Source organism: Xanthobacter variabilis, assembly GCF_043831965.2.
In the GTDB taxonomy this organism is placed as follows: Bacteria; Pseudomonadota; Alphaproteobacteria; order Rhizobiales; family Xanthobacteraceae; genus Xanthobacter.
In genome coordinates this window covers 1,027,845-1,048,639 of the sequence record NZ_CM195533.1, presented here as the reverse complement: position 1 = coordinate 1,048,639, position 20,795 = coordinate 1,027,845, and the positions used below count along the sequence as shown (strand labels likewise).

12 protein-coding genes are annotated in these 20,795 nt (G+C 68.9%); 3 read left to right on the top strand and 9 right to left on the bottom strand.

Features of this window, described 5'->3' with window-relative positions; genetic code table 11:
• Window positions 1-25: 25 nt before the first annotated feature.
• The 8 genes from V5F26_RS04495 to V5F26_RS04460 all read right to left on the bottom strand — a co-directional run bounded on the left by V5F26_RS04495 (window position 26) and on the right by V5F26_RS04460 (window position 10,460).
• Window positions 26-1,561, bottom strand: coding sequence for a VWA domain-containing protein (locus V5F26_RS04495; protein WP_394947805.1), 1,536 nt, complete (start codon window positions 1,559-1,561; stop codon window positions 26-28).
• Window positions 1,554-2,546, bottom strand: a complete 993-nt coding sequence (locus V5F26_RS04490) for a vWA domain-containing protein (protein ID WP_394947806.1) — start codon at window positions 2,544-2,546, stop codon at window positions 1,554-1,556. Before V5F26_RS04490 ends, V5F26_RS04495 begins: the two co-directional genes overlap by 8 nt.
• Window positions 2,543-3,073: a DUF4381 domain-containing protein gene (locus V5F26_RS04485; protein WP_394058263.1), complete on the bottom strand. Its 531-nt coding sequence runs from the start codon at window positions 3,071-3,073 to the stop codon at window positions 2,543-2,545. Before V5F26_RS04485 ends, V5F26_RS04490 begins: the two co-directional genes overlap by 4 nt.
• On the bottom strand, window positions 3,066-4,052 hold the full coding sequence (locus V5F26_RS04480) for a DUF58 domain-containing protein (protein ID WP_394058264.1): 987 nt from the start codon (window positions 4,050-4,052) through the stop codon (window positions 3,066-3,068). Before V5F26_RS04480 ends, V5F26_RS04485 begins: the two co-directional genes overlap by 8 nt.
• 113 nt (window positions 4,053-4,165) lie before the next feature.
• The gene (locus tag V5F26_RS04475) at window positions 4,166-5,143 is read right to left on the bottom strand and encodes an AAA family ATPase (protein WP_394947807.1); all 978 of its coding nucleotides are present in this window, start codon (window positions 5,141-5,143) and stop codon (window positions 4,166-4,168) included.
• On the bottom strand, window positions 5,140-7,689 hold the full coding sequence (locus V5F26_RS04470; RefSeq protein WP_394947808.1) for a fused MFS/spermidine synthase: 2,550 nt from the start codon (window positions 7,687-7,689) through the stop codon (window positions 5,140-5,142). The genes V5F26_RS04475 and V5F26_RS04470 overlap by 4 nt, the downstream gene beginning before the upstream one ends.
• A gap of 97 nt (window positions 7,690-7,786) precedes the next feature.
• A complete protein-coding gene (locus V5F26_RS04465; protein WP_370640753.1) occupies window positions 7,787-9,403 on the bottom strand; it encodes an arylsulfatase in 1,617 nt (538 codons plus the stop codon).
• A 538-nt stretch (window positions 9,404-9,941) separates the two neighbouring features.
• On the bottom strand, window positions 9,942-10,460 hold the full coding sequence (locus V5F26_RS04460) for a hypothetical protein (RefSeq protein ID WP_394058268.1): 519 nt from the start codon (window positions 10,458-10,460) through the stop codon (window positions 9,942-9,944).
• 842 nt (window positions 10,461-11,302) lie between these two features.
• Between V5F26_RS04460 and V5F26_RS04455 the strand changes: the two genes are divergently transcribed.
• Entirely contained in the window at window positions 11,303-13,255 is a 1,953-nt protein-coding gene (locus V5F26_RS04455) for an AAA family ATPase (protein ID WP_394947809.1), read from the top strand.
• An 11-nt stretch (window positions 13,256-13,266) separates the two neighbouring features.
• Here the strand turns inward: V5F26_RS04455 and V5F26_RS04450 are convergent, their stop codons facing one another.
• Entirely contained in the window at window positions 13,267-14,292 is a 1,026-nt protein-coding gene (locus V5F26_RS04450; RefSeq protein ID WP_394947810.1) for a helix-turn-helix transcriptional regulator, read from the bottom strand.
• 577 nt (window positions 14,293-14,869) lie between these two features.
• Here V5F26_RS04450 and V5F26_RS04445 point away from each other — a divergent pair.
• Entirely contained in the window at window positions 14,870-17,542 is a 2,673-nt protein-coding gene (locus V5F26_RS04445; RefSeq protein WP_394947811.1) for a PD-(D/E)XK nuclease family protein, read from the top strand.
• Entirely contained in the window at window positions 17,532-20,786 is a 3,255-nt protein-coding gene (locus V5F26_RS04440; RefSeq protein WP_394947812.1) for a UvrD-helicase domain-containing protein, read from the top strand. Before V5F26_RS04445 ends, V5F26_RS04440 begins: the two co-directional genes overlap by 11 nt.
• Window positions 20,787-20,795: the final 9 nt, after the last annotated feature.

Genomic DNA, 20,795 nt, shown 5'->3' with positions numbered 1-20,795 from the left:
CCGGCAAGGGCCGCAGGCGTGCCTTTCATTTCTGGGCCCCCGTTCCGGCCGGTGGTTGATCGGAATTCGCCTGGATGGCGAATTTCAGCTTCAGAAAATCCGCCGGGGTGGTCTCAACCGCCCGCATCCAGGCTGCCGCCGCACCGGGGGTCGTCAGGCTTTCCGGCGTCACCTGCATGCGCTGGCCGCCTTTCTGCTGCTTGTCCACCTTGGTTTCGTCCGGGGGAAGGCCGGGCTGCTCCGGCTCGCTTTGTTCCTGCTGCCGGCGCTTGGCCTCGGCAGCCTCATAGGCTGCGGTAACGATGGCAAGGTTGGTTTTCGCGGCGGCATTGTCAGGCTGCTGGGCCAGAACCTCCTGGTAAAGCTTGATCGCCTTTTCATAGGCGTGGTTCTGCGCCTCCGCATTGCCCAGCGCGAAACGCCCTTCAACCGTATCGACCTTGCGGAAGGCCTCGGCCGCCGCGATGAAATCATAGGCCCGATAGGCGGCGATGCCGCGCCGCATGGGATCGCTGAAAAGGGTCGCGGCGCGGTGATAATCCCCGCGATCAAATGCGATTTGCCCCCGCTGGTCCGGCGTCAGGAACAGGCTCGTGAGATCGGAGAGCGGCTGCGCCGTCTGCGCATGGCCCGGCACCGGCTGGAGAAGAAGCAGTAGCAGGATCCATGGCACCGTGACGCCCCGGCGGAACCACAACGCGCTCAAGGCCGCGATGGGCAGCAGCAGCCAGAAGCCCTCATCCCGCCAGCGCGCGCCGATCTGCTCGGCCTGCGCATTCTCGAAATGGCTGTCGACACGCCGCTCGAGTGCCTGGATATCGCTCGAATCCACGCTGACCTCAATCGTCCCGATGGGGCTGTGCACTTTGTCGGGCGGCGCGACGGCCAGCATCAGCACATCATTGCGGCCGGCGGCGCGGTTGATGTCGGCGGCAGTGGCCTTGCCCAGGTCATCGGACACGATGAGGATGGTGCCGGCAAAGGTGTCGCCCGCCAGCGCCTGCGCCGCGAGCTCCACCGCCGCCACCGGCACCTTGCCCGGCACCGGCATCAGCCCGGGCGAGAGGGCGGCGAGGAAGGGCTCGATCACGCGCGGGTCATCGGTCAGCGGCATGACGAGATGGGCCGTGCCGGCAAAGGCGATGAGGCCGCTGCGCGCGCGGCCTCGCGCCGCCAGAAGATCGCGGATCTTCTGCTTGCCGCGCTCCAGGCGCGATGGCGCGATATCCGTTTCGCCCATGGAGCCGGAGACGTCGAGGGCGATCATCAGCGGCGCCTTGTCCTCCACGAAAGGCGGCAGCTCGCGCCGCCAGGTGGGGCCGGACAAAGCGAGGATGGCCAAGCTCAGCACCAGGGCGACCAGCCACACGGGGCGGACATGCCAGCGCCGATCGGGCATCACCGTCATGTATTTCAAGAGCCTGGGCGCGATGGCCGCGGTCCATTTCAGGTCGTCCTGCTCGCGGCGCAGCAGGGCCAGCAGGATCAGCGCGACGGGCACGAGGGCCAGGAGCCACCAGGGCCGCAGCAGATGGAAATGGGCGACGGCCTGTTCAAGCATGCTGCGCCCGCCTTGCCATCCAACTGCGCAGCAGCAAGACGAGCCATGCCCCGATGCCGAGCAGGGCCGCCGCGCCGAGCGGCCATTGATAGAGCGGAAGCTTCGGCCGCCAGGTCTGCGTCTGCAGCTTGACCGGTGCGAGCCGGTCGATGTCCGCGTAGATGCGTTCGAGATCGGCGCCGTTCTCCGCCCTGAAAAACTGGCCACCCGTCGCCGCGGCCACGGCCTGCAGCGTCTGGAAGTCCACCCGGTTCTCGCCGGTGGCGTCGGGGTCGCCCACACCGATGGTGTAGATGACGAGACCGTGCTCGCGCGCGATCTGGGCGGCATGGGCGGGCGGCACGCGGCTGGCTGTGTCATTGCCGTCCGTCAGCAGGATCAGCATCTTCTGCTGCGCCTTGCTGGCCTCAAATGCCTTGATCGAGAGCCCGATGGCATCGCCGATGGCGGTCTGCTGACCCGCCATGCCCACCTCGGTCTGGTTCAAGAGCGCCTGAATGGTGGCGAGGTCCTGGGTGAACGGGCACTGGATATAGGCCTTGGTGCCGAACAGGATCAGGCCGATGCGATCACCCTTGCGGCGGGCGATGAAGGCATTGACCACCTGCTTCACCCCCGCGAGGCGCTGGATCATCTTCTTGTCTGCGGTCTGGAAATCCACCTGGTCCATGGAGCCGGAAATGTCGATGGCCAGCATCATGTCACGCGCCGAGATGTCGTGGCGGATGGGCTCGCCGACCCGTTGCGGCTGCGCCAGCGCGATGATGATGAGCACCCACATGAGCGAGGCCACGATCATCTGCAGCGCCAGCCGGCGCACCAGCACCGCGCCTTTCTGCGGGGTCTGGCCGGTGGCTTCGGCCACCTTGGCGAAGAAGGGGATCTGCACCGAGGCGCGCTGCTCGCGATAGGGCGGCAGCAGCCACCATGCGAAGATGGGCAAGGGCAGCGCCAAAAAGGCCCAGGGCCACGCGAATTCGATCATGGGCGAGCCCCCCGCCGGTGGCCGCGGATCCACGCCCGCACCGCCTGGATCTGCCCCTTTGCATCGCTGCCCGCGGTCGGCCCATAGGCGGAAATTTCAAGGGCACGCCCCGGCCCCTGGGAGAAGGCGCGCGCCGTATCGGTCCGGTCGAGAAAGGCGAGCCAGGCCGCCCCGGAAAGAGCGGCCACCTCGTCGCGTGGAAAGGCGGCGAGGGCTGTGCGCCGCAGCAGCGAGGCCAGCGCGCGGGCGAGATCTGCTGGCGTCAGGCTGCCCGCGCGGGCCTCGATGCCCCTGAGCTCGGACAGGGCCTGGCGGCGATAGCGATTGACGCGCCAATGGTGGATCACGCGGACCGTGCCGACGGCAAGGCCCAGCAGCACAACCACCAGCAGGATGCGCGCCGGCCAGGTCTGGGGCCACAGGCTGACCGGCGCCGGCAACGGAATGTCGACGAGCCCGGCGACGGGATCGACCACTTGCGGGGCAGCCGCAACGGGTGCCGAAGGGGTAGCCACAGGATCAGCCAAGCGCGCCTCCCAGCACCGGGGGCTCGCTCCGCCCGTTGAGGGCGGGCAACTGCCCGATCAGCTTCTGGATCTGCCTTGCGGTCTCCTCCGCGGCGCTCAGGGGCAGCACCGGCACGCCCAGCTCCCGCGTCCAGGCGAACACGCTGCGAAGCCGCGCCTCGGTCACCTCCCGGATATTCTTGCGGACACTTTCCCGGCCCACCTCGAGGACGATCTGCAATTCGCCGTCGGTCACCGTCATGCGCGCGCTGGCGGGCAGCTCGCTTTGCAGCGGGTCGTGCACCAGCAGCGCGATAACGCTGTTGTGCCGCGAAAGATCGGCGATGATGTCATGGGTGGCCTCATCCGCCCCGTCGAAATCGCTGATGACGATCACCGTCGCATCGTGCGGAGCGAGCCGCCGCACCCGGTCCAGCGCGCGATTGAGCATGTCCGGATGGGAGACGATCCCCCGGCCGACGCCCAGCATCTGGTTGCGGGCGACGATCTGGCTGAGCAGGTGCAGGACCGTGTGGCGTGCACGCTCCGGGCGCACCTCCTCCATGTCGGTGTCGTTGAAGACGAGGCCGCCGATGCGGTCGCCAGCGGCGAGAATGCGCCAGGCGCAGATGGCGCCGGCCTGCGCCGCCGTGACCGATTTCATGGCGAGCCGGCTGCCGAAGAACATGGACAGCCGCTGGTCGATGACGAGGAGGCCCTGGCGGTCGCGCTCCTCATTGAAGACGCGGACATGGGGCTTGCGCAGCCGCGCGGTCACTTTCCAGTCGATGGAGCGCACATCGTCGCCGGGGCGATAGTCGCGGATCTCCTCGAAATTGAGGCCGCGCCCGCGCATGCGCGATGCATAGCGGCCGGCAAGCAGGCTGTGGACGGGCTGCCGCGGCAGGAAGGACACGCGCCGGCCGCGCTGCTCCAGCGCGATCAGCTCCTGGAGATCCACATAGACCCCTTCAACCGCCGTGGCGCTCGCTTCTGCCATAACGGGCTCCTTAGAGCGTTTTCGAGCGAAGCGGAGACCGGTTCGCGTGAAGAAAACGCGTTAATACAAAAGCCTAGAGCATTTGACGTGAGGCAATGCGAACGGAAAATGCTCTAGACCGACGCGACCTGCGCGACGATCTTGTCCAGAGCCTGGTCCACGCTCACCCCCTCCGACATGGCCTCGTAGCTCAGGATGATCCGATGCCGCAGGCAATCATGCAGCACGGTGCGGATGTGGTCGGGCGTGACGAAGGTCTCGCCATCGAGCCAGGCCCGCACCCGGGCGCACCGGTCGAGGGCCAGCGAGCCGCGCGGGCTTGCCCCCACCTGGATCAGCTTGCCCAAGGCATCTCCGTAGCGGTCCGGAAAGCGGGTCGCGAAGATCAGGTCGACCATGTATTTCTGCGCCGCGTCGGATACGAAAATGTCGTCGATCTCGCCGCGCGCGTCGAAGACCGCCTGTTGCGGGATCGGCTCCGGCTCTGGGCCTTTGTCCTTTGCCTTGTGCGCATTCTCGGCGCGGTTGAGCGTGATGATCTCGCCTTCCACCGCCTCGTCCGGATAGGTGATGACCACCTGCATCAGGAAGCGGTCCAGCTGGGCCTCGGGCAGGGGATAGGTGCCCTCCTGCTCGATGGGGTTTTCCGTCGCCAGAACCATGAACAGCTCGGGCAGCCTGTAGGTCTTGCCGGCAACGGTCACCTGCCGCTCTTCCATGGCCTCCAGCAGCGCGGATTGCACCTTGGCGGGGGCGCGGTTGATCTCGTCGGCCAGGAGCAGATTGGCGAAGATCGGCCCCCTCTGGAAGGTGAACTGGCCGCCTTTGTCGGTCTGCACATAGATTTCCGCGCCGGTCACGTCGGAGGGCAAAAGATCGGGCGTGAACTGGATTCGCGAGAGGTCCGCGGCGAGATTCTTCGCCAGGGCCTTGACCGCCCGGGTCTTGGCGAGGCCCGGCAGGCTCTCCAGCAGAATGTTCCCGTTGGCCAGAAGGCCGATCAGCATGCTCTCCACCAGATGGTCCTGGCCGAGCACCAGCTTGCCGATGCGAGCCTTCAATTCGAGAATTGCCTCACGCGTTGCGCTCATTGGCGCGCCCCCCCAACAAACCAGAGGTAATAGGGATTTTGACCATCCTCGCGCATCACCCGGGCGATGTTGCGCGCCCAGCTCTCGCGCTCGCCCGCCTGGGCGCTCAGCGCGGCGGCGTAGAAGGCCAGCAGACGTTCGTTCTCCACGGCCACCGCAGCCCGGAAGGCCGCATCAGCGCCCTCAAGGGGCGGCGGCGTGTACAAGGCCAGCAATTGGGGCAGCACGCGCGCGAACTCGCCCGGGCGGACCCAGCTTGAATATTCGATACGCGGATCATCGTCCGTGACGGCCGGAGCATCGCCGGCATAGCGCTCCAGGCCCGCCCGATCGGTGACCCAGGTGGCGAGAAGGGCGGCGGGGCTGGCAATGCCCACCTCTTTCAGCGCATGCGCCACCTGCGGCTGATCGAACCGCCGGATGATGCTCGGCACGTCCAGCGGCACGGGCGCGTCGGAGCCGATCAGCAGCATTTCATGGATGTCCGTGGTCCACAGCGAGGCGTGGGGAAAGGCATCCAGGAAGCTGCGCACCAGGGAGCGCGTATCCTCGTCATTCTGCGTGCCGAGCGGCAGCCACTGGGCCATGAGGCCCTGGGGCCGCAGGCGCGCGCGGGCGAGGCGATAAAAGTCGGTGGAATAGAGATTCACCACTCCCGCAGCGGCTGGCGGTGGCGGCTCCAGGGTGATGACATCATATTGCGTCGCGCTCGCCAGCAGTTCGCGGCGACCGTCACGGAGGCGAATGTCGAGACGGGGATCTATGGCGGCGCCATAATTGCCCACGAAATCCGGTGCGGCCTTCAGGACCGCCGGAAGCAGCTCCGCCACCACCGTCTTTTCAAGGCTGGGAAAGCGCAGCAGGGCGCCGGCCGTGATGCCGGTTCCGAGCCCGATCACCAGGGCCGAGCGCGGCTCGCCCACGTGCAGGATCAACGGCAGCAGCGCCTGGAGCCGCATGTAGCGCAGCGACGGCATGGCATCGCCGGAGTTCGACACGCCCTGAATGTAGAGCCGCCGGAAATGCTGCTCGCCCCGTCCCTGCTCCAGCACGGCCACCGTGCCGCCCCAGCTCTCGTCATAGGTCACCAGCGCGCCCCGGCGCGACTGAGCGAGCAGGTCGCCGAGCCGGCTCGACGGCGTCATGACCGAAAGCGCGACCGTCGCCATCACGATCACGGCCATCACGATCGCAGGGCGCCTTCTCACGGTCGCGGGGAACCGCCGCTGCCCGGCCACGAGGGCCACCAATCCGAGCGCAGCGGCCGCCAGCGCCAAGGCCGCCATGGTCTTGATGAGGCCAAGGCCAGGCACGAGCACGAGGCCCGCGACCGCGACGCCGACAAGGCCACCGATGGTATTCAGGCCGATGGCGGCGCCCACATCGCGACCGACGCGGCTTTCCTGCGCCACCAGCCGGATCGCGACGGGAAAGGCCGCGCCAAGGAGCAGGGTCGGGGGAAGGACGACCCATGCGGCTGCGACCGCGAACCGGGCGCTCATGCCCGCAAGCTCGCTGCCCGTCCAGTTGAACACGATGGCCTCAAGGGCGGTCTGCGCCACCGCGACCCAGCTGCCGAGGGCCGAGATCGTTCCAAGGCCGACAAGCCCGGCGCCGGCAATGAGCACGGCAAAGGCGTTCCATGGATTGCGCAAGCGATCGACAAAACGCGTGCACACAAACGCGCCCAGGGCGAGGCCGACGAGATAGGTGGCGAGGACGATGGAGAACGCGAAGACGCGGGTGCTCAGAAATTGCACGATCGCCTGCGACCACACCACCTCATACCCCAGCGCGATGCCACCAGCCACCGCATAGAGGATGAGTGCCAGTCGCCCGCCCGAATGCCCCACGGTGCCCGTGGCATCCGGCGCCTTCGGCACCTGCTCGCGCGACTGCCGCAGCGTAAGACCCCCAACTGCCGCGGCAACATTGGCGAGAGCCGCTACAAGCGCCGTCCCCTGCACGCCGACGCCCGGAATGATCAGGAAGGTCGCCCCCAGGGCGCCGACGATGGCGCCGGCGGTATTGGCGGCGTAGAGGCGCCCCGTTGCCGTCGCGATCTCGCTGCCGCGGGGCGCGATGGCGCGCGCGAGCACCGGCAGCGTTCCGCCCATCAGGAAAGGTGGAGTCGCGACGATCGCAAACAGCATCAGCCAGGCGAGTGCGGGCTGCTGCGCCTCCAGTGTGGCGAACAGGGGGGCGATGTGCGCGAGGAGCCAGGTGGCGGCGATGCCGGCTACGGCGATGCCCAGCTCCAGGCCCGCATAAAACCGCAGCGGCCGGCCGACAGCATCCGCGAAGCGGCCAATCACCACCCCGCCGAATCCGAGCCCCGCAAAGAATGCGCTGACCGCAATGGTGATCGCATGAATGTCGACCCCGACCACCAGCGAGAGCTGCTTGGCCCAGAGCACCTGATAGACCAGGGCCGCCGCGCCGGATACGAACAGCAGGCCGGACGCAAGGGCCGTGGCGCGCGCCCGCGCCTTTGTGGCGTCTTCTTCCCTTTGTGCGGAAAGGCGCGCGCGGGAGCGATGAGACATCAGGGGTGCAACACCAATGGGCTTCAGCCTCGGGACGTTTTGACATCGCCGGCCGCATCTTCGGCGGCCGGCGATGTGGCGTTACGCTTTCCGCGTTTTACTTCTTTTCTTGCGGCTTCTGCGCCTGCTGCTTCGCCAGCTCGCTCTTGAGCTGCTGCACCGCCTGGTCGATGGAGAAGGAGGCGGGCATCTGGCTCGGCGGATACTCCACGAAGGTCTGCAGGAAGTCCGTCCCGCGCCGGATGCCCTCAAAGATCAGGTAGACATTGTCCACGTTCCACTTGTCGTAGGTGGTGGTGGGACCAATGTCGCCGCGCTCATAGGGATCCATGCGCAGGTTGTAGATCTTCGGGGTGCGCAGGCAGGTGAAGGGCTGGCGCCAGATCTGGAACCCGCCCTGCGCCGTCTGCTCACAGAAGACGATCTTCCACGCCATGGGATTGGTGGCGCCCGGCAGCACGTTGTCATAGCGCATGGCCACGAGCTCACCGTCGTCGTCAAAATAGTAGAACTCGGTGCGGGCGGACTTGTCGGTCTGCCCGGTCAGGAGCGGCAGCTGATTGTAACCGTCCAGGTGCACCTTGAAGGTCTTGTCGCCGATCTTCGTTCCCTTCAGCAGGCGTTCCTTGATGGTGGTGTCACCCACCGCCGCCATGAGCGTGGGGAACCAGTCCAGGCCCGAGAACATGCCGTTGGAAACCTCCCCCGGCTTGATCTTGCCGGGCCAGCGCACCAAGGCCGGCACGCGGAAGGCGCCCTCCCAGTTGGAGTCCTTCTCGCTGCGGAAGGGCGAGGTCGCGGCATCGGGCCAGGTGAAGAAATTCGGCCCGTTGTCGGTGGTGAAGATGACGATGGTGTTGTCTGCGACGCCCAGATCGTCGAGCGCCTTCAGCAGCTTGCCCACATCCTGGTCCATCTCCCACATGCCGTCGGCATATTCATTGCCGCGCGGGCCGAGGCCACCCTTGCCCCGATAGGACTCGCGGACATGGGTGAAGATGTGCATCCGGGTGAAGTTCATCCAGGTGAAGAAGGGGCGCTTCGCCTTCACCTGCCGCGTCATGAAATCGATGGCCGCCTCGGTGGTCTCGTCGTCAATCGTCTCCATGCGCTTGACGGTGAGCGGACCGGTATCTTCAATCTTCCCGTCCGCCGACGATTTGATCACGCCGCGCGGATTATAGGATTTGATGAAGGCCGGGTTGTTGCTCATCCAATAGGGGCGTTCCGGCTCCTCTTCGGCGTTCAGGTGGTAGAGATTGCCGAAGAACTCGTCGAAGCCGTGATTCGTCGGCAGGAAGCGATCCTGGTCGCCCAGGTGATTCTTGCCGAACTGGCCAGTGGCATAGCCCAGCGGCTTGAGCGCCTGCGCCAGGGTCACATCACGATCCTGAAGGCCGACGGACGACCCCGGAACGCCGACCTTCGTGAGGCCCGTGCGGAAGGCGGACTGGCCCGTGATGAAGGTCGCCCGGCCGGCGGTGCAGCTGTTCTCGGCATAATAGTCCGTGAACATCATACCTTCATTGGCGATCCGGTCGATGTTCGGCGTCTTGTAGCCGACGATGCCGTGGGTATAGGCGCTGACGTTCGACTGGCCCACATCGTCGCCGAAAATGACGAGAATGTTCGGCCTTGTCGCCGTTTCCTGCGCCTCAGCGCGGGTCGAGACGCCCGCAGCCATGCCCGCGAACGCGAGCACCGCGGCCAACATCGCGCCGCCCCGTGCACTTAGTACCGTTGCCCATCGCCGCCGGGCAGGCGGCGGGGCCGCAGTGACGCCGCAAACACCTTGTATTTCAAGGTCGCCACTCATGTGAGGCCTCCTCGTCATCTTCCGTCGCGACGCTTGCGGAACCAACGGTCCGAATCGACGCGCCGCCATGCACCGCCCCCAGGCGGCATTGCGAAGCACTTTACCCTAAGCGGCGGAGTTCACACGTTTTAATTGTGAGAAACGAAGTCGGCTGACAAGGCGGCACCGTGGTCCCGCGACGTGGCGCGCCGATGCCCCTCTGGCGGGCGACAAGGCTGGTGCAGATCTCCAAGCCAAGGCTGAATCAAGCACCCGGACCACCGTTTGGGCTCGCCGGTGACGCCGCGTCCAGGGTCCATCTTCCCGCCGCTGGCGTAGCAGCCACCCTGCCCGCTCTTTGGCGATGGGTGCGACCAATCCGCAGGCTTCGCCCGGCTCGCCGTGGTGACGGCAATGACTGCCGCAGCAGGGCACGGTGCCCCGGCAGCGCACCGCGTCAGCGTGCCGGTGTGATGACCAGGAGCTCGGTTCGGGGGGCATCGGGCAGGCATTTCAGCAGATGCGGCCCATCGACGCCCTCCGCCAATGCATGCGCGGCATCATCCACCTCCGCGAGGCTCCATGACTCATCCGCGCGGATGAACTGCCCCATCACCATCCAGGGCACCCGCGAACCGCGCGCCCCGTCCCCATCCAATGACAGCCGAAGCGCCCGTGCGGCATCCCGCCCCTTGCCGGGCATGCATCGGGCGCGCGCATCCACGTGCCGGCCCTCCGCCATGCCCATGCAGCCGGTCGTCAAGTCGTGCTCATCGCTGCCAATCACTCCGGACCGCAGCAGGAAATGAGCAAGGTCCTCGGCAATGAAGCTCAGCTCCTCCCCGGGGCAGCGCAGGACGAGATGAAACGCGCCAAGGGGCGAGAGCGTGCCGGCATCCCCCTCGTCCTCGGGCAACAGCGCGATGCGCCAGGTGGCATCGGCGCAAACAAGCGCGCCCGCCGGCAGATCGCGCAACGCCGCCCCATTCTCGACAACGAGAAGAGACCAGCGGGCTGACGCCTGAGTATCCGGCTCCGGATCGGCCCATGGCGGCAGCGCCCCGCCAATCCACCGAAGCCGCAGGTCATAGGCGACAGGCTGCCGGCGCAGCTCCGAAAGCCCTCGCGCAATGGCATCCGGAAACGCCTCGATGGAGCGGGCCCGACCGAGGGGTGGCAAGGCAGGGGCAGGCTGAAGGCTGGGTGGAGTCATGAGGTGATCCTGGATTGGCGCGCCATTGGGTGATGATCGGGATGTCGCGCGCAAGTGTCAGAACCGGTCGCAGGCCCATGCAGGCGGCCCCGCCAATCCGGGCCGGGACGATGCGGCCGAAACCGACATGCCGTCCATCCCTACCGCACTGCGCGCCCTGGGAAGCGGCCCGACGGGGCGGGGCTGGGCGCAAGGCAGACATATCCAGGGAGAAATATTTCGTCGCGGAAGGGGCAATTCACAGCCCGCGACAGGTTCCCGTTTGAGGGAGGCCGCGCCGGCGGCCGAGGCCGGGCAGCTCGCGCCAGGGGGCGGCCGGCCCGCCGTCGCTCGGCGTCCCGCCCTCCCTCATCCACGCCCGCGGCGATGCTGCGGCGTTCGGACCTTTTTGCAGGAGATGAATGATGCACCCCTATGAACGCGCGGTCCTGCGCTCGTATCTGGTGAATCTTGCCGCCTCGCACGGTGGCGTTTGGGAGTCGCTCTGGCGCACCTCCCAACTGCCCCAATGGATCAGGCTCCACTCGGCCGCCTCCGGATTGGTGCAAGCGGTGGCCGGGATCGAAGAGAGCGCGCCGGATATGGGCCCGGGCCACGGCGCCCGGATGGCCCGCCTGACATCAGAGCGCGACCTGGCGGAGCTCATGTCACCCCACTGGAAGGCCTCGAAATCGGCGGCCCCCGAACCCTCGGAGCGGCTCGGGGAGATCCTGCGCGCAGACCTGCGCCGCCGGCACCCCGTTGCGCTGCCGCAAGGTCTTTCCTCCATCGAGCGGCGGTTGCGCTGGATTGCCGCCCTCGTCGGATTGAACGCCACGGAAAGCGCGGTCCTTGGCCTGCTGGTCCGCGCCTCGGTGAGTGAAGCCCCGCGCCAGCTCTTCCGGGCGCTGGCCGGCAATCTCAGCAATGAGGATCTGCACGAGTACACGCCCCAGCTGGTCAGCTGCCATTTCATGCGCGCGCCACTGGGCCTTGCCAGCGCCAGGATCCGGGGTGCCCTGAAGGCGCATGGCGGCCTCAGGGTCTTCGGCCTGGTAAGGGATGCCCACGACGGCGACTTCATGATCTCGGACACCACCTTCGCCCTGATGACCGAGCCCCGCCTGACGGCCGACCGCGCCCGCGCGATGCTGCTGGGACAGCCCCGCCGCACGCACCTCGACTGGGCCGACTTCGAGCATCTCGGCACCGATGCGGAGCTGGCCTGCGATCTCGTGCGCGAAGGCCTCGCCGCGCGGGAAAAGGGCGTCAACATTCTGCTCCATGGGGCGCCCGGCACGGGCAAGACCGAGTTCGCCTGCGCGGTCGCCGAGCGGCTGGGCCTGAAGGCGCTGTTCGTGGGCGAGGCGGACAAGGCCGGCGAAGAGCCGGACCGGGAGAGCCGCGTTGCCGCCCTCACCATGGGCCAGCGCCTTGCGGCCAGTGTCCATGATGTCCTGCTGGTGGTGGACGAGGCTGATGACCTGTTCGTCGGCGTCGACGACGCCGCGGGCGCCAACCGGCAGGGTGCGAAAGTGTTCATGAATCGCCTGGTCGCCGGCAGCCCGCTGCCGACGCTGTGGATCTCCAACCATCCCGAAATCCTCGGCCCGGCGGTGCTCCGGCGCATGAGCTTCGCCCTGCATTTCCGGGCGCCGGGCCGGCCCCAGCGCCAGCGCATGATCGAGCGGATCGCGCTGCGCCAGGGCTTCGACCTGCCGCAGCTGGAGCTGGCGCAGATCGCCGGCCTGCCGGCCGCGGCCGCAATTCTCGATCACGGCATCCGCGCCGCCCGCCTGTGTGGGGGCGGCGCGCGAACGGCGATCCGCTCGGCCTCTTCCATCCTGGAGGTCATGGAGGGTTGCGCCCCGCATCCGCAGGCGGAGCCGGCTCCGTTCGAAGAGGACCTGTCGCGGGCGGACCGCGACCTCAGGCAGCTTGCGGACCGGGTTCTCGCCAGCGGACGGCAGAAGCTGTCCTTCTGCTTCACCGGCATGCCGGGGACGGGCAAGAGCGCCTTCGCCCGCCACCTCGCCAACCGCATGGGCCTGGAGGTGATGGAGCTGCGCGCCAGCGATCTTCTGCGGCCGTTCGTCGGCGAGAGCGAGGCGCGCATCGCCGCGGCCTTCCGGGAGGCCGAGGCCCGGCGCGCGTTCCTCATCTTCGACGAGGCGGATTCCCTGCTGCAGGACCGTGCGAAAGCCGCGCGCAGCTGGGAAATCACGCAGGTGAACGAGATGCTCACCTGGATGGAGCGCCACCCCCTGCCGTTCGCCTGCACCACGAACTTCGCCGACAGCCTGGACCCGGCGACGGCCCGCCGGTTTCTGTTCAAGGTCTGCTTCCTGCCCATGGCATGGGGACAGATCCAGCTCGCCTTCCGCCGCTTCTTCGGTCTCGAGGCGCCCGCGCGGCTCGCGCGCGAGGAGCGGCTGACAGCGGGGGACTTCGCGGTCGTGGCCAGCAGGGCCGCGGTGCTCGGCCTTGCCGATCCCGATGCGCTGGCCGGGGAGCTCATGGCTGAAGTGGCTGCCAAGCCGGAGGGCAAGGCCCGCCCCATCGGCTTTCGCACCGCCTGAGGGCTCGGCCGTCAGACCGGCGGCGTCGGGCGCGGATCCTGGCCCCGATGCCGCGCGAGCGCCCGTTCCAGCTCTCCGATCATGAGGCGCCGGAGGGCTTCGGGAGCAAGGATTTCCACATTGTCGCCCCAGGTGAACAGGTGGTGCGCCATCTCCAGCAGGCCGCCGGCGGTGAAGCTCACCTCGACCCCTCCGTCGTCAAGATCCAGCAGCCGCTGGCTGGGATGGAACACCGTTCGCCGCGCTTCCGCGGCCGCGGCGGGAAGAAAGCGCAGCACCACATGGGCGGGCTCCTCCTGGAAGGTGCCGAAAGAGCGGGCCGCATAAGCGTCAAGGTCGAAATCCACAGGCACCGGCGCCGCCTCGTCGACGATCTCCAGATCCGTCATGCGATCGAGACGCCACAGCACCGGCTGGCTGTGCTTCTCCTGCTGGCCGACCAGATAGGCGTTGCGGCCGAACAACAGGCCGTACGGTACCACGACCCGCGCAATGGACGCGGCGGGCCCCGGCGACGGGTAGCTGAAACGCACCTTGCGCAGCGCCAGGAGCGCCTCGCGCAACAGGTCGAGCGTGCCGGCATCGCAGATGGCGCGCGGCCCCACCTGCCGGGCGATCGCTTCCGCGCGGCGCAAGGCTTCAAGGTCGGTGGCCGTGCGCGCCTTGCGGCTGTCGCGGAGCGCCGCCTTCACCTTGTCCGCCAGACGGGTGAGCGCGGCCGCGCGCTCGCTGTGCCCGGCCTGCTCCAGGGCCCGCACCTGTCCTTCCAGCTCGGCCAGCTCCACCGCCGTGGGCGCGGTGAGAAACGGGGCAAGGCCGCCCTGAATGAAGAAGCGCAGCTGGGGCCCATCGTGCCGCTGATCGAAACCGGGGAACAGGTCCCGCACCGTGTCCCGCATGCGCTCGGCCGTGCGGCGGCTGACGCGGAAGGCACCAGCGATCTCGTCCAGCGTGAGCCCCTCCCGGGAACCCGCGAGCCGAAGCGCCAACCGCAGCAGGCTGGCCACCTTCTCGAGCCTGATCGGATCATTTCCCATCGCCGCCTCCTGCCGCCTCCTGCCGCCTCCTGCCGCCTCCTGCCGCCTCCTGCCGCCTCCTGCCGCCTCCTGCCGCCTCCTGCCGCCTCCTGCCGCCTCCTGCCGCCTCCTGCCGCCTCCTGCCGCCTCCTGCCGCCTCCTGCCGCCTCCTGCCGCCTCCTGCCGCCTCCTGCCGCCTCCTGCCGCCTCCTGCCGCCTCCTGCCGCCTCCTGCCGCCTCCTGCCGCCTCCTGCCGCCTCCTGCCGCCTCCTGCCGCCTCCTGCCGCCTCCTGCCGCCTCCTGCCGCCTCCTGCCGCCTCCTGCCGCCGGCAGGGTATCCATGGGCTGAACCCGACTTCAAGGCCAAGCTGGCGCTGCGACAACCTTCTGGTGCATACCCGCGCACAGCGCCAAGGGCGCATGACAGCGAAAGCTTTTTGGCCGTGAAGATTCTCGGCCGGCAACGTCGCGTTGCGACCAAATCTGTCGGGCAGCGGGGCATCCTGAGGCAGGAGGAAGCTGGCCGCGGTTTTCGCCGCGGCCCCGCCAGGCCTGGGACAGCCCGACGCTGGCGAGGAGAGTGGCGAGGAGACAGGTGATGTTCGAGACGGTTCGGGCGCGGCCTGCGGGCGCCATCCTGCCCGGCGACGTGCCCCTCACGCTGCCGCTGCTGGCGCGCTCCTACCTGCTGCCGCCCGCCCCTGATACCAGCTTCACGGATGCCCTCCGGCCCCATCTCGGCTTCGGCCCATGGGCGGGCAGCTTTGCGGTGGCGCCGGGCGAGACCGCGCGGGTTGTGGAGCGCGCCCTTCGTGACGTGATGATGGGAACGGCCACGCTGCGCCCGGACGCAGTGGATGTGCGCGCGCTCGATCCGCAGCGCCGCGCCCATCGCCATCTCTCGGCCCTGCTCGACCTGTGGAACGCGCTGGGCGACCTGCTGCCCCCGGAGCTCGCGATCCTGCGCGCGGTGATCGAGGCGCGGGCGGACGACATTCTCGACCCCCTCCATGTGATCCATGATCCGCACGATACGAGCCTGAGCGCGATCGAGACCGCCGTGATCGAAGCACTCATCGCCCGTCATGGCCTGCCGGCGGATATCGCGGATCGCCGGGCGGCACTGCGCGCGGCACGGGATGCTTGCCATGGAGCACCGGGGACGGCGCTGCGCCACCTTCAGGCGGCGCTGCTGTCACCTCAGGCGCACCGCGTCACGCGTGACCTGGGCGTGCGGGTGTTCGGCCTGCGGGATGCGGAGGCCGAAGCCCATGTGGCCGCGAGCCTCGCCCAGCGGCTGCTGGATGCCGAGCCGGACCTCTCCCCATCCGGCATCGGCCTGCTCCTGCCATCCCGTCCCACTTACGTGCCCTTCGTGCGTGAGGCGTTCGCCCGGGCGGGGCTGCCGCTCTCGGCCCTCCCGGCGGGTCAGGATGCGCGGGACCTCGCGGGCGAATGCCTGCTGCATGTCCTCACCTGCCTGCGCCCCTCGGCCCCCGTGATGGCCCGGGCCTCCCTGCTGCGCCTCGCCCTCATGCCCTGGCCGGCCGAGGTGGGGCGCAGGCTGTCGCAGGCGGCGATGGAGGGAGCAAGTCTGCTGTCCCGGCTGGCACCTTTGGATCGCCGGGGCCACGCGCTGCTGGCCCTGCTGGCGGAGCGGCCCACGCGTGCCCATGACCTGGCCCAGCTGATGGAAGGATTGCCCCGCCTTCTGTCCACCGATGCCGAGGTGGCCGAGGACGTGGCGGAACTCGCGCAGCGTGTCAGCGAGCTGGTGGGCATCCTGCGCGCCGCCTCTCCCGCCGCCGAGATCGCATGGGACGAACTGACCGGCCGCATTGAGGTCGCAGAGGCCAAGGCTGAGGCGGACGGGCCAGCCCTGCTCGATGCGGTCACCGTCTGTGTCGATGGCACGCCCCCTGATCGTCCGGTGCGGCACCTGATGCTGCTCGGCTTTGCCGAAGGAGCATTTCCCGCATCGCCTGGCATCGGCCCGGTGTTTCTCGACAGCGAGATCGAGCTGATCCGCAAGGCTTGCGGCCTCGTCCTGCCAAGCCGGCAGGCGACCCTGTCCCGCCGGCTCGACATCTTCCGCCGCCAGCTCATGGCCGTGTCCCACAGCCTGACCGTCTTCGTGCCCTATCGCGATCCGGCTGGCGCGCCGCTGGCGCCCGCCGCGAGTCTCTGCCTCCTCGCGCGCTGCTTCAACGGGTGCGAGGAGCCGGAGCGATTGATCGTCGACCTGTCAGGCGATGGCGGGGATGAGGCCCTGCCCCGCGCGCCGGAGACCAAAGGCCTGCCGCTCGCCCCTCTCGCCGTACCCACGGCGCTCGATCTCGGCCGGAACCTGCTGCGACTGCGCCAGGATGGTGAAGGCCACATGCGCAGCCAGTCTCCAAGCCGGCTCGACCGGTTGCTGGTGAGCCCGCTGGCCTGGCTGCTGAACGAGCTCGGCATCGCCGCGCGGGCCTGGGAACCGGAGGGGCTGGATGTGCTCACCATCGGCAGCCTTTTTCATCGGATGGCGGAAGAGCTCTTTCCCGCCGGGAACGCTCTGCCCGAAGAGGCCGAGATTGAGACCCGCCTTCCGGCGCTGCTGGCCGACGCGGTGCGGGATATTGCGCCATTCCTCATGGCCGCGCCCTGGATGGTGGAGCGCCGCCGCCTCGCGGCTGAATTCACCACGGCGCTCATGGCCTGGCGCCGGATGCTGGCCGCCCTCGGCGCGCAGGTCCTGGGCAATGAGCTGCCGCTGGGCGGCGAGGTGCTGGGCATCCCGTGCCGCGGCTTCGTCGACAGCGTGCTACGCCTGCCCGACGGCGGCCTCGTGATCGTGGACCATAAAACCAGCGGTGCCGCCGCGCGGCGCCGGCGCATGGAAAATGGCTGGGACGTGCAGGTGGAGATTTATCGCGCGCTCGCGCAGCAGTCCGCCGGCAATCCGGAACTGGAAACGAAGGGGCTCACGGGCAGCCAGCCCATCGCCGTCGCCTACCACACCACGCGGGACGGCACGCTGCTGCTCCACGGCTCGGCGCCGACCCATACCGTCCCCGGCGTCGAGATGATCGATGCCGATATCGGCGCGGAGGCCCTCGCGCGGCTGGCCACGGAGCTGCGGGCACTGGCGGGCGGACGGCTCAACCTGCCGGAGTGGAGCATGCTCGAAGACATGGCCAAAGGCGGCGTGAAGCCCTACGCCCTGGAGGAAAGCCCTCTGGTCTCTGCCTTCGTGCGCAACAGTGCCAGGACGGACCGCGATGACGCCTGAACTGCGCATTGTCCCGGCGGGCGCCGGCGCCGGCAAGACCCACCACATCCAGACCCAGCTGCTCGACTGGGTGAAGAGCGGCCAGGTGCGGCCCGAGCGCATCCTGGCCGTGACCTTCACTGAGGCCGGCGCCGCCGAGCTGCGCCAGCGCATCCGCGCGAGCCTCGTGGCCGCCGGCCACATGGAGGGAGCGCTGGCGGTGGAGCGCGCCTATGTGTCCACCATTCACGGCCTGGGATTGAGACTCGTCACCGAACATGCCTTCGCGGCCGGCGCATCCCCAGCGCCGCGCCTCATCTCGGATGCCGAGCGCGACCTGCTCATCCGCCGGGCCCTCGCCCATGCCGACGCGCTGGAGGACATCTCCGGCGATCTGAAACGCCACGGCTATGCGGCGGGCTGGGGCGGCGGCAGCGCCGAGGAGGCGTTCCGCGCCCGGGTGCTCGACATGGTGACGCTGCTTGGCCATCTCGGCCCGCGCGGCCTGGATCCCGCCCTTGCCGGGGAGGCCGAGGCCGCGATCCGCGCCATCCACGGCGCGGTGGAGCCGGATGGCGGATCTCTGGCGGCACGCCTGCACGCCGCGGTGACGGCGCTGCTGGCCACGTTCCCGGACAGCCTCGCCGGACTGGCAACGAGCGCCACTGCCCGCGACGCGTTCCGAGGCGACCATCGCGCCCTCTGCGACGCCAGGGGACGCACGCGTCTCGACCAAGACTGGGCGCTTTGGGCCCGTCTCGGCGCCCTGCGCCAGAGCAAGCGCGGCTCCGCGACCCCCGATGGCTATGACGTGCTGGCGCAGGCCGTCATGGACGCGGCCACCGCGCTCGAGAGCCATCCCGGCCCGCTGGACGATGCCTGCCAGCATCTGCGCGCCCTCGTCGGCGGCGCCCAGCAGATCCTGTCCCGCTACGGGGCGCGCAAGCGGGAGCTGGGCGTCATCGACTTCGCGGACATGGTGGCCGACGCCGCACGCCTGCTGCGGGAGAGGCCGGAGGTCCGCAATGCCGTGCTCGACGAGATCGACTGCGTGATCGTCGACGAGTTCCAGGACACCAACCCCATCCAGTTCGACCTCGTCTGGTCGCTCGCCCGCCACGCGCCACGCACCATCCTGGTGGGTGACATGAAGCAGGCCATCATGGGCTTCCAAGGGGCGGATGCACGGCTGATGGGCGCCATCGCGGGCGTCTTCGCGGACCAGGTCAAGCCCCTCGACCGCAACTGGCGGTCCGATCCGCGCATCATGGCCTTTGTGAACGACCTGGGGGCGGGCCTGTTTCCGGAGGCCTATGACCCACTGGCACCGACGCGCGCGCAATCTTCCAGCAGCGCGCTCGAGGTGGTGGTCACCGAAGCCCCGCGCAGGGGGCGGAGCGAGGTACGGCCACCGCACCACCTCGCGGCCCACATCGCCGCCATGCTGGCCCGCGCCGATACGCGCATCACCGATCGTCACACGGGCGAGGCGCGAGCCCTGCGGCCGGGGGACATCGCCGTCCTGTGCCCCACCAACACCCAGTGCGCCGCCTATGCGGACACCCTGCGCGCGCTCGGCCTGCCGGTTCAGGTGAACCGGAACGGATGGTGGAGCAGCGCCATCGTTCAGGCGGCCTGCCACGCGCTGGAGGTTGCGGACGACCCGCAGGATCTCCACGCCGCGCTGTGCTTCCTGGTGCTCGGTCCGCCGCGGGTGCCGCTTGAGGCCGCCCTGCGCCAGCTCATCGACACCGAAGACCTCACCCACCCCGCTCTCGACAACTTGCGTGCCCTTGCGGAAGATGCGCCGCGGCGCACCGTGCGCGCCCTGCTGGGCGAGGTGATCGCGGCCGCCCGGCTGAGGGATTTCTGCGAGGTCCAGGAGGAGCCCGGGGAGGCCCGCGCCGACCTCATCCGGCTGGAAGCGGAGGCCGACGCCTTCCTCGCGACCCATCGGGACATGCGCGCGGCGGCCGGCTTCCACGGCTCCGGCGCCAAGGTCTTCCTCGGCTGGCTGGCGTCCCAGATCGGCGAGCGCGGGTTCAATCGGCATGCCGATCCCACCGGCCGGAAGGCCGAGGGCATCGAGGTGGTCACCTGGCACGCCTCCAAGGGCCGGGAATGGCCGGTGGTCGCCGTGGCCGGCCTCGACCATGGGTTCGACCCACGCACCGGCGCGCTTTCCAGCGTCTGCTCCGACTTTTCCGACCTCGACCGCCTGATCGAGCGCACGCGGCTGCATTTCTCCCCCGCCTTCGCCGCCCCCGCGGTCGCAGACCGCTTCTTCGCGGCGCAGGCGCCGCAGGCTGAGGCCACAGCCCGTCGCCTCGCCTATGTGGCGCTCACCCGCGCGCGCGACACGCTGGTGCTCGAATGGCCGGCAGCCGCCGTGCAAAAGGCGTTGATCCAGCCCGATGAGCCGTGCTTCTCCGCAGCCGCCCTCCTGGCCACGCGCTGCCACATGAGCGTCGAGGCGGGCGCGATCGCGATCGGCGGGAAGCGCCATTCCGCAAGGGTTTCCTTCTGCGGAAAGACGATTCCACCCGAGTTCGACACGCCGCGCCCGGTGCCCGTGCCGACTTTGCCGCGCCTCGGCCGCCGCGCCGTGGCGCCATGCGCTGCGCGGGCGGACGCCGGTCCCGCACGGCTCGTGCCCTCGCAGCTGCCCGCATCGCTCGTCGCCGCGCCGGATAAGCTCGAAACGCAGCTGCTGGACGCGGCCGAATGGCAGCCGGGCGAACGGTCATGGACCTCCGCGGCGGCATGTGGCACCGCGCTCCACGAAGCCCTGCGTCTGCTGCTGACGCGCCCAGACATCGCGCCGCGTCTTCCCTCCCATCTCGGCCTCGTGCCGGAGGATGCGCAGATCCTGGCGGGTCGCGCACAGGCACTGCGCGCCTGGCTTGCCGCGCGCGGCTATGCGCGGATCACCACCGAGGTTCCGATGGAGGCGACCCTTGCCGGCGGAGCGCAACTTTCCGCCACCCTCGATCTTCTGGCCGAGGGCGAGGCCGGCCTCGCCCTTATCGACCACAAGAGCGATGCGGATCGGGATTTCGAGGCTGGCTTCCGGCGCCACTGGCCCCAGCTCTCGGCCTATGTCGCCGGCCTTCGCGCTCTCGATCCGCGCCGAGGGCCGGTGCTGGTCGCCATCCATTGGGTCACCGCGGGGATGATCAGCTTCGCCGAGCTCCAGGGCTCTGCACCCGACGCCGCCGTGGAGCCCCTGGATACTTGCCTGGAAACCGTCCGCCCTCCCCGATGAGTGACCGCC